13 protein-coding genes are annotated in these 13,950 nt (G+C 59.4%); 3 read left to right on the plus strand and 10 right to left on the minus strand.

Translation table 11 applies throughout. From position 1 onward, the window contains the following. The 8 genes from EOM25_01715 to EOM25_01750 all read right to left on the minus strand — a co-directional run. Window positions 1-522: flavodoxin family protein (locus EOM25_01715; GenBank protein ID NCC23907.1), on the minus strand; the 522-nt coding region annotated here is incomplete at its 3' end. Beyond that, window positions 519-1,910, minus strand: a complete 1,392-nt coding sequence (gene argH, locus EOM25_01720; GenBank protein NCC23908.1) for an argininosuccinate lyase — start codon at window positions 1,908-1,910, stop codon at window positions 519-521. The genes argH and EOM25_01715, both read right to left, overlap by 4 nt. A gap of 20 nt (window positions 1,911-1,930) precedes the next feature. Beyond that, on the minus strand, window positions 1,931-3,145 hold the full coding sequence (locus EOM25_01725) for an argininosuccinate synthase (protein NCC23909.1): 1,215 nt from the start codon (window positions 3,143-3,145) through the stop codon (window positions 1,931-1,933). Window positions 3,146-3,172: 27 nt separating this feature from the next. After that, window positions 3,173-4,276: an ornithine carbamoyltransferase gene (gene argF / locus EOM25_01730; GenBank protein ID NCC23910.1), complete on the minus strand. Its 1,104-nt coding sequence runs from the start codon at window positions 4,274-4,276 to the stop codon at window positions 3,173-3,175. Beyond that, a complete protein-coding gene (locus EOM25_01735; GenBank protein ID NCC23911.1) occupies window positions 4,213-5,982 on the minus strand; it encodes a PKD domain-containing protein in 1,770 nt (589 codons plus the stop codon). The genes argF and EOM25_01735 overlap by 64 nt, the downstream gene beginning before the upstream one ends. Before the next feature lie 3 nt (window positions 5,983-5,985). Then, complete coding sequence (locus EOM25_01740; protein NCC23912.1) at window positions 5,986-6,276, minus strand: hypothetical protein; 291 nt, start codon at window positions 6,274-6,276, stop codon at window positions 5,986-5,988. Window positions 6,277-6,313: 37 nt separating this feature from the next. Beyond that, the gene (locus EOM25_01745; protein ID NCC23913.1) at window positions 6,314-6,985 is read right to left on the minus strand and encodes a hypothetical protein; all 672 of its coding nucleotides are present in this window, start codon (window positions 6,983-6,985) and stop codon (window positions 6,314-6,316) included. A gap of 129 nt (window positions 6,986-7,114) precedes the next feature. Continuing rightward, window positions 7,115-8,365 carry an amidohydrolase gene (locus tag EOM25_01750; protein NCC23914.1) on the minus strand — a complete coding sequence of 417 codons (1,251 nt, stop codon included), beginning with the start codon at window positions 8,363-8,365 and terminating at the stop codon, window positions 7,115-7,117. Between the two features lie 182 nt (window positions 8,366-8,547). Between EOM25_01750 and EOM25_01755 the strand changes: the two genes are divergently transcribed. The 3 genes from EOM25_01755 (at window position 8,548) to EOM25_01765 (ending at window position 12,138) form a co-directional block, all read left to right on the plus strand. Continuing rightward, entirely contained in the window at window positions 8,548-9,939 is a 1,392-nt protein-coding gene (locus EOM25_01755) for an FAD-dependent oxidoreductase (protein NCC23915.1), read from the plus strand. Window positions 9,940-9,991: 52 nt separating this feature from the next. After that, window positions 9,992-10,879, plus strand: coding sequence for a cysteine synthase A (cysK, locus tag EOM25_01760; GenBank protein NCC23916.1), 888 nt, complete (start codon window positions 9,992-9,994; stop codon window positions 10,877-10,879). A gap of 149 nt (window positions 10,880-11,028) precedes the next feature. Beyond that, window positions 11,029-12,138: a hypothetical protein gene (locus EOM25_01765; protein NCC23917.1), complete on the plus strand. Its 1,110-nt coding sequence runs from the start codon at window positions 11,029-11,031 to the stop codon at window positions 12,136-12,138. Between the two features lie 86 nt (window positions 12,139-12,224). Here EOM25_01765 and EOM25_01770 read toward each other — a convergent pair whose 3' ends face one another. Next, window positions 12,225-12,566 (minus strand): P-II family nitrogen regulator, encoded by a 342-nt coding sequence (locus EOM25_01770; GenBank protein NCC23918.1) that lies wholly within the window; start codon window positions 12,564-12,566, stop codon window positions 12,225-12,227. A gap of 17 nt (window positions 12,567-12,583) precedes the next feature. After that, window positions 12,584-13,945 carry an ammonium transporter gene (locus tag EOM25_01775; protein NCC23919.1) on the minus strand — a complete coding sequence of 454 codons (1,362 nt, stop codon included), beginning with the start codon at window positions 13,943-13,945 and terminating at the stop codon, window positions 12,584-12,586. Window positions 13,946-13,950: the final 5 nt, after the last annotated feature.

Below are 13,950 nucleotides of genomic sequence, written 5' to 3' on the forward strand. Positions count from 1 at the left end.
GGTCTGCATGCCTTCCTGATCCTCTGAGACCGCGCCCTTGTCCAGGCCGAAGCCCATGTTCCAATAGGACGAACCCACAGTCAGCATCTCGCTGATGCCTAGGTAGTGATTCATGGAGTTGATGGTGTGCACGGATCCGGCCCGTCGGGCCGCAGCCACGCAGGCCCCGGGTTTGCGCCGAAACCAGCCCCCATTGGCCCGGGCGACCATGAAGGCCCGGTCCATGAAGCATTTCAGAGGACCGGCCATGTCTGCGAAATAGACTGGAGATCCGAAGATCAGGCCATCGGCCTCCCGCATCCGCTCCAATGCCTCGTTCAGAACGCCGTCCTTCTGGATGCAGGTGCCGTCCTTGGTCTCCCAGCATTTCCGGCAGGCTAGGCAGCCTGGAATGGCCTTGTGCCCGACCTGGATGATTTCGGTGGCAATGCCTTCGGCCTCCAGTTCCTGACAGACCGTCTGAACGAGCAGGGTCGTGTTCCCGCCCTTTCTGGGACTGCCATTGATCGCTACGACTCTCATTTTCCGTCCTCCTTTACATTATACCGCCGCACCCAGGCCCGTACGGCTTCGATCTGACGCCCGACCGACACCGGGCCTGTTCCTCCCGGGGTTTCTCGCCTGGCCACGGCATTGTCATAGTCCAAAAATGTGAACACATCCTCTCCGATCGATTCGGAAAAATACTGGAGTTCAGCCAGGCTCAAATCTTCCAGGCCGCAGCCCAATTCCTCGGCCCTAGCCACGGCCCGGCCCGTGACATGGTGGGCATCCCGAAAGGGGAGCCCCCGGCCCACGAGATAGTCGGCCAGCTCCGTGGCGTTCAGAAAGCCCGAGCAAAGAGCCGATCGCATCCGTTCCGGCACGAAACCCAGTTCCGAAACCATCCCGGCCATCAAGACCAAGGATGCTGAAACCGTGTCGTGGGCGTCCATGAACGGGGCCTTGTCCTCCTGGAGATCGCGGTTGTAGGTCATGGGCAGACCCTTGAGGATCGTCAGCATGGCCGTCAGGTCGCCATAGACCCGGCCGGTCTTGCCCCGCATGAGCTCAGCCACGTCCGGATTCTTCTTCTGGGGCATGATGGACGAGCCCGTGGCGTACCCGTCGGGCAGGCGGACAAACCCAAAATTCGGGTTGGCCCAGAGAATGATCTCCTCGCAGAGCCGACTTAGATGAGCCATGATCGTGGCCGCGCAGAAGATGGATTCCAAAACGAAATCCCGGTCCGAAACCGCGTCCATGCTGTTGGCGAACACATCGTCAAATCCCAGGTCATGGGCTACAGATTCGGGGTCCAGGGGATAGGTCGTCCCGGCCAGGGCCGCCGCACCAAGAGGAGAGACCCGGGTTCGCCGGTCACAGTCCCGGACCCGGCCGTGGTCACGCATGAACATCCTGGCGTAGGCCAGAAGATGATGAGCCAGGCTGACGGGCTGGGCTGGCTGGAGATGGGTGTAGCCCGGCATAATTGTCCCCCGGTGCTCATCGGCCCTGGCTACCAAAACCTCCACCAGACCGACCAGGCCCAGGCTCCATTGGCTGAGAGCATCGGACACGAAAAGGCGAAAATCCAGGGCCACCTGATCGTTGCGGCTGCGACCCGTGTGGAGCTTGCGGCCCACCGGACCCACCAGCTCCGTCAGCCTAGCCTCGACGTTCATGTGCACGTCTTCCAAATCCTCGCGCCAGACGAATGTCCCGGCCTCGATCTCCCCGGCAACTTCGTCCAGGCCCCGAATCAGGGTTTCGGCCTCGTCGGCCGTCAGCACCCCCTGCCGGGCCAGCATTCGGGCGTGGGCCTTGGAGCCCTCGATGTCCTGACGGTACAGACGCCGGTCAACATCCAGAGAACAGGTGTAGGCCTGAACTCGGGCCTCGGTTCCAGCCGAGAACCGTCCTCCCCACATTGCCCCGCCGGGCTTCTTCTTCACTTCCGTCCCCCATCGGCCCGATCCCGGGCCCCGACGGCCATGAGCCTCAGGCCCTGGAGCCGAATGAACCCGGCCGCGTCGGCCTGGTTGTAGACCTCATCCCGCTCGAAGGTGGCCAGCTCCGGATTGTACAGGGAATATGGGGACTTACGCCCCAACGGCCAGGCCCCGCCCTTGTAGAGGCGCAGCCGGACCGTGCCCGAGACCCGCTCCTGGGCCTTGTCCATGAAAGCCTGCAGAGCCTCACGCTCCGGGGCGTACCAGAACCCGTTGTAGATCATGGACGCGTACCTGGGGATCAGGCTGTCCCTGAGGTTCAAAAGCTCCCGGTCCAGGCACAGGCCTTCCAGATCCCGGTGGGCCGTCTGCAGGATGGTCCCGCCCGGAGTCTCGTACACCCCGCGGGACTTCATGCCCACGAATCGGTTCTCGACCATATCCACCCGGCCGATGCCGTGGCGTCCACCCAGCTCGTTCAAACGGGCCAGCAGGGCCGCCGGGCCGAGCTTCTGGCCATTCACGGCCACGGGATTGCCGGCCTCGAAGTCGAGACTGATCTCCTCGGCCTCGTCCGGGGCCTTCGTCGGATCCACGGCCAGAAAATAGGTCCCCGATCCGGGCTCCAGCCACGGGTCTTCCAGCTCCCCGCCCTCGAAGCTCAGGTGGAGGATGTTCCGGTCCGAGCTGTATGGCTTCTCCTTGGTCACCGGAACCGGGATGCCGTTTTCCCGGGCAAAGGCCAGAAGTTCCGTTCGCGAATGGAGATCCCATTCCCGCCAGGGGGCGATGGTCTTGAGTTCCGGAGCCAGGGCCATGGTCGTCAGCTCGAAGCGGACTTGATCGTTGCCTTTGCCCGTGGCCCCGTGAGCCACGGCCTGGGCCCCGACCTCGCGGGCGATTTCCACCATCCGCTTGGCGATGAGCGGCCGGGCCAAGGACGTGCCCAGCAGATACCGGCCCTCGTACAGGGCGTTGGCCCGGAAGGCCGGGAAGACGAAATCGCGCACGAACTCGTCGCGCAAGTCTTCGATGAAGGCCTTTACGGCCCCGGTCTTCAGGGCCTTCTCCTCCAGACCGTCCAGCTCCTCGCCTTGGCCCAGATCAGCGGTCATGGTCACCACCTCGCAGTCGTAGGCGTACTTGATCCATTTAAGGATCACCGACGTGTCCAGTCCGCCTGAATAGGCCAACACCACTTTTTCAATCTTCATCCTCTCACCTCCGGGCCCGATGGCGCCCTAAATTGTCGTATAGGCCCATTCAAGAATGGCTTTTTGCATGTGCAGCCGGTTCTCAGCCTGATCCCAAACGATGGAGGACGAACCCTCCAGAACGTCCTCGGAGATCTCCTCGCCCCTGTGGGCCGGCAGACAATGGAGCACCTTGGCCCCGGAACCGGCCTTGTCCATCAGGGCTCCATTGACCTGGAACGGGGCAAAGTCGGCCTCACGCTCGGCCTGCTCCTCCTCCTGTCCCATGGAGGCCCAGACGTCGGTGTTCACGTAGTCCGCACCGGTCACGGCCTCGGCCGGATCGTCGGTCAACAGGACCTTGGCCCCAGACTGTCTGGCCCGGGCCAGTATCCCGGCATCGGGCTCATAGCCCTTGGGCGTGGCCAGACGCAACTCGAACCCGAACAGGGTCGAGGCGTTGATCCACGAGTGGGCCATGTTGTTGCCGTCACCGATCCAGGCCACCTTCAGGGAGGCCAAATCAGGGGTCCGCTCATACATGGTCAGCATGTCGCTCATGACCTGGCAGGGGTGGAACTCGTCCGTCAGGGCGTTGATGACCGGAAATCCGGCAAAGCGATCGAACTCCTCGACCACGGTCTGGCCGAAGGTCCGGATCACGGCCCCGTCCACGTACCGGGCCAGAACCCGGGCCGTGTCCCTGATGGGCTCGCTCCGGCCCAGCTGGCAATCCCTGGGCGTCAGGAAGATGACGTCCCCGCCCAGATGACGAATGCCGACCTCGAAAGACACCCTGGTTCGGGTGGAGGCCTTCTCGAAAATCAGGGCCACCATCTTGCCCCGCAAGAGATCGCTCCGCTCCCGCTTTCGCTTCATCTCCCCGGCCCGCCTGACCAGGCCCATGGCCTCCTCGGCGGTCAGGTCCAGAATGGTCAAAAAACTCTTCACGCTCGCTCCCGTGCTGAAATCAGTGGAAACGGTCCTACTAAACCCGGCCCACGCGATCTGTAAAGACCGGGGCAGGGCCGGTTCCAAAAACGAAAACGGCGGCCGAAGCCGCCGTAAATCGACACGAAGAACCTGGATCAGGCCCGTCTTCGGACCATGGCCAGCCGGATGACCAGCCAGACAATACCCAGTAGCAGCCATGTCTCCCAATGACTCGACCCGGAATTCATGACGCAGCCTCCGCCGCCCCCGCCACCACCCGGACCGGGATCGGTGGAGTTCGAAACGGTCAGGTCAGGTGGCTTCCAGCCCTGGGGCGGGTCCATGAGAATGATGATGCCACGGTCTCCACTGACGGGCTCCTTGGTCCACAGCCCGGCCATTCTCCGACCGAACCCCATCTGCCCATACATGATATCCGTTTGAGCGCCTGCCGGATCGACGAGATACCCGGCGATGATTCCATTCACAAGCAGGCTGGTCAGGCCGGTTGGCCACTGCCCATTGGTCAAACCATCGACCGCCTTGAAACGCGCATCCGCTGGAGGGCTGTATGGATAGTCCGGCTCGAGGATGCCGTATTCTGGAATATTTTTTCCTCCGGACACTCGAACTTTGGAAATATACCATGGCAAAACCAGCTCGGCCTGGGAAAAACTCACCGGACCGGCCTTGAACAAAATGCACAAACTACATGAATCCAAGAGCCAGACCATGACGTCCTTGTTGCGACTCATTTTGGCAGATACCAATGTCTCTCCTCCAAGGGCTCCGGAAAGAGTGCCGAGTGGAGACATAGCCAACGGCCCCATAGGGGGGAACCATCTCGGTCCGCTAGCGACAACCAATCCAATATTATCAAATTGCACAAACCCCGCATCCGTGCCCGGCGTGCCGGGTTGCCATAGAAAATAATGCCACGTGCCGGTCAAATCGCCTTGAGTGAACACCCCACCATCGCGGACCCAAAAAACCTGCTCCATGTGAGTCATGGTCGTGCCGGTCAAAAATTGACCGGACAACTGAGCCACCTGATTGTCCGAGCAGACCGTGCCGGATACGATCTTGACCTCACCAGGGGCTGATGTCTTGAAGTACCCGGCCAGATTCTTGTCGATGTCGAGATAGACGTTTCCGTTGACGGTTTTTCTCGGCTCGACCGGGCAAACAAAATTCAAATGACTGTTCACCAAATTTCCATAAATATTTACAGTCCAAAAACCCGAATACATCTTTTCAAGGGCGCCGGACGCTTTGAGTTCGGCACCAAACACATGCCAATCGCCATCAACCGAGGCGTCTTCCTCTCCTACTCTGATGATAATCTGTTCTTCGTCTACGTTTCCCAAATTATCTGTCACCGTACACTTGGCCACGTACAGCCCGTTCGCAGTATAACTGTGACTTTCCAAGGGAGATCCGAGATTTATCGTACTATTATCGCCAAAATCCCAAGAATATGTCATTATATCCGCAGGGATGAAGGTATCACAACGAAAAGCCACGCTCAACGGGGCCGGTCCAGCTTGAGGATTGGCCGTAAGCTGTCGAATCAGACTTGCTCCATCTTTGAAAACAGTTACAAAAAATGAATCCATCTTCGGTGGATGAGATGCATAATTTACCGTACATTTCACCTCGTAATAGCCTGGAGTGGTGTATGAATGGGGAACCATATATAGTCCGCCCAAAATTGGCGCACTTCCATCACCAAAATCCCAATCATAACCAATAATTGCACTTGGCGGGCTTAATTCATCACATCTACAGACAACATCCAAAGGAACTTTTCCCTGTGGAGGATTGACGGTCACCACCGGCACCGCCCAAGCATGGCAAAAAGAGAACACCACCCCCAATAGAACCACCATCGACAAAACCTTTCTAACCGCAGAATCTCTTTGCATACCCTACAACCCTCCTCCTCCGCTGTTTCCGCCACCACCATCCCCCACGCTTCCTTTACTCCCCTCCGACCCTACGGGTCGTTGCTCATTCACGCACGGCTCCTCGAAAAGCCCGATCCGTTCCTCCTTGACCACCCGGCACTCGCTCAACCGATAACTGGCCGCGGAACTGGGGGTACCCCGGTACCCAGGGCCGTTCACGCAATTGGAATCGTTGAAGCCCCGACCATAGCCGCCACAACCGTTCAAAAGGACCAAGGCCAGAATCACTCCGGCCAGCATCACTTTGGGCATCGCCCACCTCCATCGTCGGAAATTCTTTCCCGATGCGTCAATAAAATGCATCCAGTTCCCTGCGCCAGTCCCAGCAATGGTTCCAGGCCTTGACCGGCTTGCCCATGTCCACGGCCAGGACGTTGGCCACGGTCCAGACCGGCGACTCGGGCATCCGGCTTTTCCTGTTGAACAAGATGTAGTCCTGATCCAGAAAATGCTCCACCCGGCCGGCGTGGTCGAAGGACCAGATCACCTCGCCACTGTCCACGTCGTAGATGTCCACGACCATGGACATGGAGGTCACCCCCTGGGTCCCGCCGTTGAGATAATAGGGAACCCGCCCCCGGACCACGAGATCGAGTCCTTGTTCCTTGGCCAGAGCCAGAGCCTGATCCCGGTCCTTCCATCGCTGGTCCTCAAGAAAGACGAACCTGGGAAAGACCCGCAGGCCGACCCAATTCTTCCAAACCATCCGACCGAGTTCCTTGCCCACCTGATGTCTGTCGTTCATGGCCTGCTCGATCTCGAAGGGCAGGCACAGGGCCGTCAAAGGCACCGGCGGATTGGACTCGGGCATGACCGAGACCGGACCGGGCGAGCGCTCCACACAGGCCTCCTGATAGACGACCTGGGAGCCAATCCTGGGCTCCCAGGATGCGTCGGTCCATTTGCACTGGCACCCGGCGCAGCACAGGGCCGTCAAGGCCAGAACGATGATTCGTGCCATGCTTCCGTCCTGATGAAATGAGGTTTGAAATGGTTTTTGGACGGAAGAAATGCAAGAATCCGGCCAAGGTCCGGCTAAAAAATGGTCCTGATCCGACCTGAATTCAGGGAAGAAACGATGATGCTCGGGTCAATTCGTCAGAGCTTTGACCCTGGCCCGGGCCTGCCCGACGATTTCGGCCTCGCCGTCCACTTTCCGGCCACGCATGAGGATTCGCCCGTCGCAAATGGTCGTGTCCACGCAATCGCCGTGGGCGCTGTAAACTAGATTGGAAATCAGGTTGTGGTTGGGCACCAGGGCCGGATGATCGAGATCCACCAGAATGCAATCGGCCAGCTCGCCGACGGCGATTTCGCCTCCGTCCAAGCCAAAGGCCCGATATCCGCTCCTGGTGGCCGCCCGGAAAGACTCCTCTGCGGTCACGGCCGTGGGATTCATGAGCTGATACTTGGCCCACAGGGCCGAAAACTTCATCTCCTCGAACATGTCCAGATTGTTGTTGGAGGAACACCCGTCGGTGCCCAGGGCCACGTTCACGTTTTGATGCAAGAAATCGCGAAATGGAAAGGCCCCGGAGCAGAGTTTCATGTTCGAAACGGGGCAATGGGCCAGGGAGGCCCCGGAGGCGGCCAGGAGATCCCGCTCCCGTCCGTCCAGCCAGATGGCATGGACCAGAATCGTCTGCGGCCCAAGCAGGCCGAGGTTGTACAGATACTCTACCGGCCGGCAACCGTGAGCGGCCAGACAATCGTCGACTTCCCCCTTCGTCTCGGACACATGTATCTGAACGAAAAGGCCATATGTGGCCGAATAATCCCTGGCCCATTCCAGGCCCTGGCGGGAGACCGTGTAAATGGAATGGGGGCCGAGACAGAAACCGAGGCGGTCCGGCCAATCTCGACTAGCTTCCATGGACAAGGATATCCTGGACTGCAATTCGCCCAGCCGACTCGAATCATTCATATCGATAAAGTCTCCGCTGAGACGGGCCCGCAGGCCCATTTCGCTCACGGCCCGGACAATGCCCGGCAGATGCCAGTACATGTCGGCAAAAAAGGTCGTGCCCGATTTGATCATCTCCAGACAGGCCAGACGGGTTCCCGTATAGACATCCTCTTCGGTCATTCGGACTTCAAAGGGCCAGATATGCTCCGCCAGCCAGGAGTGGAGCTCCATGTCGTCGGCATAGCCGCGGAGCAGAGTCATGGCCGCATGGGTGTGGGCATTGGCCAAACCGGGGAGGATGGCCAGATTCGAGGCGTCGATGACTTCATCAGCCGCCTGGCCCAGATTCGGACCAATGACTGAAAACCGATTGCCATCGATAAACACGTCCTGCCGCATGCCGTCCAGCAAACCGTTTTTGATCAGCAGACTCATTCAACCCACCTCGCTGAATTACGTTCTCTTCCATGACGGTCTCCAGACAGAAGCAATGACGGCGGGCATTGACAGTCCGGGATGATCATGGACAAAAGGACCCGGTCAACGGGTATCGTGACCGGCGGCACGCCGACGTTTCATTTTTCATAAACCGACATTCCCACGGGGTCCAACACATAATGACCAGCAAAATTTTCGACGTCGTCATCGTCGGCGGAGGCCCGGCCAGGCTCTTTGCCGCCCACTACCTAGCCCGGCATTCCAACCTCGACGTCCTGCTCATCGAAAAGGGCAAGGCTCCCCTTGTCCGCCGCTGCCCCATGAAAGGCACGGACGAATGCCTCCATTGCCGCCCCTGCAACATCCTCTCCGGCTTGGGCGGAGCCGGACTCTTTTCCGACGGCAAATTGAATTTCATCCATCGTCTGGGCAAGACCGACCTGACGCAGTTCATGTCGGCCACCCGGGCCGAGGATCTCATCCGCGAGACCGAAGCCATCTTCAACGAGTTCGGCATGGACGGCGACGTCTACCCGACCGACATGGACACGGCCCGAGCCATCCGCAAGAACGCCAAGAAGTACGGGGTCAACCTGCTGGTCATCAAGCAGAAGCATCTGGGCAGCGACCGTCTGCCCCACCACATCAACGCCATGGTCGAATCTTTGACTGGACGGGTCGAGATGCGAACCGGAGAGGAGGTCAAGACCGTCGAGGTGACCGACGGTCGGGTCCGATCCGTGACAACGGATCAGGCTACCTACCGAGCCAGAAACGTCATCCTGGCTCCGGGCCGGGTCGGAGCCGAATGGATGTCCCGCCTGGCCCAGGAGCACGGTCTTGGCCTGTACCAGCGAGGCATCGAGGTGGGTGTCCGGGTCGAGGTCCACAACGAGATCATGCAGGACCTCTGCTCCATCGTCTACGACCCGACCTTCTTCATCCAAACCAACAAATACGACGATCAAACCCGGACCTTTTGCACCAATTTCGGCGGCTACGTGGCCCTGGAAAACTACCAAAGCTTCGTATGCGTCAACGGCCATGCCTACATGGACCACAAATCCGAGAACACGAACTTCGCCTTCCTGTCCAAGGTGGTCCTGAACGATCCGGTCACGGACAACCAGTCCTACGGCGAATCCATCGGCCGCCTGTCCACTCTCATCGGCGGCGGCAAGCCCATCCTCCAGCGATTCGGCGACCTCAAGCGCGGCCGTCGGAGCACATGGTCGAGAATCAGGAACAGCTATATCGAACCGACCCTCAAAAGCGTGGTCTGCGGCGACATCGCCATGGCCCTGCCCGAGCGAATCCTGACCAACATCGTCGACGGTCTGGAAAAATTGAACAACGTCGTCCCGGGCGTGGCCAACGACGAGACCCTCCTCTACGCCCCGGAGATCAAGTTCTTCGCCACCCAGGTGGAAACTGACAACGACCTCCAGACCTCCGTCCAGGGCCTCTACGTGGCCGGAGACGGCCCCGGAGTGGCCGGCAACATCGTCTCGGCCAGCGCCACCGGACTCGTCCCGGCCAAGGCTATTGTCGCCAAGACCCAGGCTCTGTAGCCCCGAGACCAAAAGCCCTTTCGACACCATTGGCAGCATCGACGGAGAAACCATGCTCACCGACAACATATTGGACCTCATCGGCAACACCCCCCTCATCCGCCTGAAGGACGAACCCATCTACGCCAAGGCCGAATTCCTCAATCCCGGGGGAAGCATCAAGGATCGGGTGGCCCTGGCCATGCTCGAAGGGGCCGAACGCGACGGCCGCCTCGGACCCGGGTCCGTCATCGTCGAGCCCACCTCGGGCAACACCGGCATCGGCCTGGCCCTGGTCGGCCGGCTCAAGGGCTACACGGTGCGCATCGTCATGCCCGAGAACATGAGCGAGGAACGCAAGAAGCTCATTACCTCCCTTGGCGCCGAACTCATCCTCACTCCTGCCCGGGAGTCCATTGCCGGGGCCGTGCGCGTGGTCAGGGAAATGCAGGCCGCCGACCCCGAAATCTTCGTCCCCCAACAATTCGAGAACCAGGACAACCCTCGAGTCCACTATCAGGAAACGGCCCGTGAGCTCTGGCGTCAGACTTCGGGCAATATCGACTGCTTCGTGGCCGGGGTGGGCAGCGGCGGAACCCTTCAGGGCATTGGAACCTTCCTCAAGGAGCACCGGCCCGGGATCCGCATCGTGGCCGTGGAGCCTAAGAACGTCTCGGCCCTCCTTGGCCACGAGCCTGGTCTGCACCAGATTCAGGGCATCGGAGACGGTTTTGTTCCCGCCGTCCTGGATGTCTCCATCGTGGACGAAATCATCGAGGTCACCGATGAGGACGCCATCGAAACCACCCGGGAACTCGGCCGCAACTTCGGCCTGCTGGTGGGCATTTCCTCCGGGGCCAATGTCTGGGCGGCCCGACGACTCGTCGAGCGCGGCTGCGGCAGCGTGGCCACCATCCTTCCCGACCGGGCCGAACGCTATTTCAGCACCGCCCTCATGTAGAGTCGAAGCCTTTTGCCTCCTCAGACGCCCCGTTCGGGTTCAACCCGTACTGTATCTTTCTTCGGCCCTTCGTGCTAGGACTCCGAACGTGGACAAAAGATTCGAAATCGCCCCTTTCCGGAAGGAAACGCAGTCTGGAGATCACAACCATGGACATTCTCATAAAGTCTGAACAGGGCATGCCCCCATACCTGAACAACATCCCCATCGGGATTCTGCTCGTCAACGCAGAGCACGAGATATGCGGGGTGAACACTGCGGCCGTGGGCATGCTCGGCATGGAAGAACACGATATCTGCGAACTCATCAACACACCCGATCCCCAACGTCTGAATTGTCATTTCTGGCAATCGTTGTCCCGACTGATCAAAAACGAGGAAAACGGACCATTTTTCATTTCCCATTACAGCGTGGGCAAAGGGGAGAGCAAATATCTGATCGTCAACTCGTCCGAGGTGGCCTTGGGCGACCATGTGCATGGCCATGTCGTCTGCATCGATGTCATCACCCACGAGCAGCTCAAGGGACTCAAGGACTACGCCATTTTGAACTCCAGCAGCGCCTTGCACAAAGACCGGTCCGAAGCACTCCTGCAGTTGTCGCAATCGGTCTCCCACCAGATCCTCAACCCGATCATGTCCATTTCCGGTTTTTCCAGGCTCGTTCTCAAAAACGAAGGACTCGACTCCATCTGCCGCAAACATATGCAGGTAATCGTCAAGGAGGCAATCCGCCTGGAATCCATCGTCAAGGCCCTCTCCAGCTATGCAGGCATGAATCCGAAAGCGAGAAAACGGATCGTTCTCGACGAACTGATCCATGCAATGGAGGAAACGCTCTCCAAGGAATCGGCCCTGAAGGCTAGGCCGCACTCCCTGAATGTCAAAACCGAAGGCAAAACAGGTCATTTCTGGGGCGAGCCTCGCCTGATTACCATCGCTTTCCAGGAAATCATGAAAAACTGCGTCGATTTCAGCTGGCCGGAAAAAGTATCTGTATCCATCAAAGTCGAAGGTGAGGCCCAGGGTCTGACGTTCAGGATCGAGGACCAGGGCATGGGCCTCAGGAACGAGTCCGTCTCCTTTGTCTTCGACCCGTTCTTTTCGACCAAACCCGATGGCATCGGCATGGGTTTGACTAGGGCCAGGCGAGGAATTCTCGAACATCGGGGCGATATTGATTTCAAAAGCGAGCTTGGCAAAGGGTCTACAGTGACCCTCTTCATCCCGCAACGCCAACGACAAAATCAGCAGAGCTGAGAGAAAGTCCTACCAGTCCCGGGAAAAACCAGGGGCCGACCACTGCATCGCGGCCGACCCCATGAATGTCCACAAGACTGTCGAACCTAGCCTATGGCCGTGGAGCCTTCCTCCCTGGTTCTGACCCTATAGGATTTCAGGATTTCCTGGACGAAAATCACCCCGTCCCCCTCCTTGCCGGTGTAGGCCCCCTTCATGATGGCCTCCACGGCCGCGTCCACGAAGGTGTCGTTGACCCCGATCTCCAATCGAACCTTCTTGAGCAGGTTCACTTCCATGACCACTCCCCGGTAGGTTTCGGTAAATCCCTTCTGCCTGCCGCTGCCCAAAACGTTGGTCACGGACATATTGAAAATCTGCCGGGAATAGAGTTCCGCCTTGACCGCATTCAGGCTTTCGGGCCTGACGAATGCAATGATCATCTTCATAATCCGATTCCTCCGGCTTATTCCGTGGTAAAAATCTGGAACCCGCTGTAGGACTCCATGCCGTGTTCGCTGATGTCCAGGCCCTTGAGCTCCTCTTCCCTCGTCACCCTGATCCCGACGATGGCTTTGATTGCCAGAAAGGCGAGCAGGCCGCAGCCGAAGGCCCAGACAAAGGCCGTGCCCACACCCAAGAACTGAATGAGAAGCTGGCCGATGCCTCCCCCATACAGAAGACCGGTCAGATCGCCATACCCGGGTGCGGCGAAGATCCCGACACAGATCGTTCCCAAGGCCCCGCACACCCCGTGTACGGAAACGGCGCCCACCGGATCGTCGATCTTGAGGACCTTGTCCAAGAACTCGATGGACAAGACCACTGTCAGGCCGCACAGAATACCGATGACGATGGCCCCGACCGGTGAAACTTCGAAGCATCCGGCCGTAATGCCCACCAGGCCGGCCAGAACTCCGTTCAGGCTCATGGATATGTCCGGCTTGCCGAATCTGATCCAGGCCATGATCATGGCGCCAAGGGCTCCGGCCCCGGCGGCAAGACTCGTGTTCACCGCAATGTACCCGATGGTTCCATCGGCCGTGGTCGTGCTTCCGGGATTGAACCCGAACCAGCCGAACCAGAGGATAAAGACGCCCAGGGCTGCCAAGGGCATGTTGTGCCCGGTGATGGCCCGGGACTTGCCGTCAACGCTGTATTTCCCGGTCCTGGCCCCGAGGACGACGGCCCCGGCCAGCCCGATCCAGGCCCCGACAGAGTGGACCACGGTCGAACCTGCGAAATCCACGAATCCCAGCCCCTCAAGCCACCCCGCGCCCGAATCGCCGAGCCACAAACTTCCCCAGGCCCAATGGCCGAAAATGGGATAGATGAATCCGGTGACAACAAGACTGACGATGACGTACGCCTCGAACTTGGTCCGCTCGGCGATGGCTCCGGAAACGATGGTCGCCGCCGTGGCCGCGAACACGGACTGGAAGAACCAGAAAGTCAGGGTCCACTGACCCTCGGCTGTGGTCGCGTCCGTTCCGGCCAGACTGAAGCCCGATGACCCGAACCAGCCGCCCACATCCGTCCCGAACATGAGCCCGAAACCGATGAGAAAAAAAATCACCGACCCGGCACTGAAGTCGAGGACATTCTTCATGATGATGTTCCCGGCGTTCTTGGCCCTGGTGAATCCCGTCTCGACCATGGCGAACCCGGCCTGCATGAACATGACCAGAACCGCCGCCAATAGCGTCCAAAGAATATTGGCGTTGGCCTGGCTCAAAAACTCTTCGGCCTGGGCCGTCTCCGGAACCAAGGCGATCAATGCTCCAATCAGCATGGGCGCGGCCCATATCTTCCTCTTTCTCAATTCCATGGCAC

The sequence above is a fragment of the Deltaproteobacteria bacterium genome, assembly GCA_009929795.1.
In the GTDB taxonomy this organism is placed as follows: domain Bacteria; phylum Desulfobacterota; class Desulfovibrionia; order Desulfovibrionales; family Desulfomicrobiaceae; genus RZZR01.

What these genes read in the sequence shown, in the direction of transcription:
- argH (NCC23908.1), bottom strand. Translation starts at nt 1,910, where the DNA reads ATGTGGGGAGGACGGTTCTCGGCTGGAACCGAGGCCCGAGTTCAGGCC.
- EOM25_01725 (NCC23909.1), bottom strand. Translation starts at nt 3,145, where the DNA reads ATGAAGATTGAAAAAGTGGTGTTGGCCTATTCAGGCGGACTGGACACG.
- argF (NCC23910.1), bottom strand. Translation starts at nt 4,276, where the DNA reads ATGGCTGCTACTGGGTATTGTCTGGCTGGTCATCCGGCTGGCCATGGT.
- EOM25_01735 (NCC23911.1), bottom strand. Translation starts at nt 5,982, where the DNA reads ATGCAAAGAGATTCTGCGGTTAGAAAGGTTTTGTCGATGGTGGTTCTA.
- EOM25_01740 (NCC23912.1), bottom strand. Translation starts at nt 6,276, where the DNA reads ATGCCCAAAGTGATGCTGGCCGGAGTGATTCTGGCCTTGGTCCTTTTG.
- EOM25_01745 (NCC23913.1), bottom strand. Translation starts at nt 6,985, where the DNA reads ATGGCACGAATCATCGTTCTGGCCTTGACGGCCCTGTGCTGCGCCGGG.
- EOM25_01750 (NCC23914.1), bottom strand. Translation starts at nt 8,365, where the DNA reads ATGAGTCTGCTGATCAAAAACGGTTTGCTGGACGGCATGCGGCAGGAC.
- EOM25_01755 (NCC23915.1), top strand. Translation starts at nt 8,548, where the DNA reads ATGACCAGCAAAATTTTCGACGTCGTCATCGTCGGCGGAGGCCCGGCC.
- cysK (NCC23916.1), top strand. Translation starts at nt 9,992, where the DNA reads ATGCTCACCGACAACATATTGGACCTCATCGGCAACACCCCCCTCATC.
- EOM25_01765 (NCC23917.1), top strand. Translation starts at nt 11,029, where the DNA reads ATGGACATTCTCATAAAGTCTGAACAGGGCATGCCCCCATACCTGAAC.
- EOM25_01770 (NCC23918.1), bottom strand. Translation starts at nt 12,566, where the DNA reads ATGAAGATGATCATTGCATTCGTCAGGCCCGAAAGCCTGAATGCGGTC.
- EOM25_01775 (NCC23919.1), bottom strand. Translation starts at nt 13,945, where the DNA reads ATGGAATTGAGAAAGAGGAAGATATGGGCCGCGCCCATGCTGATTGGA.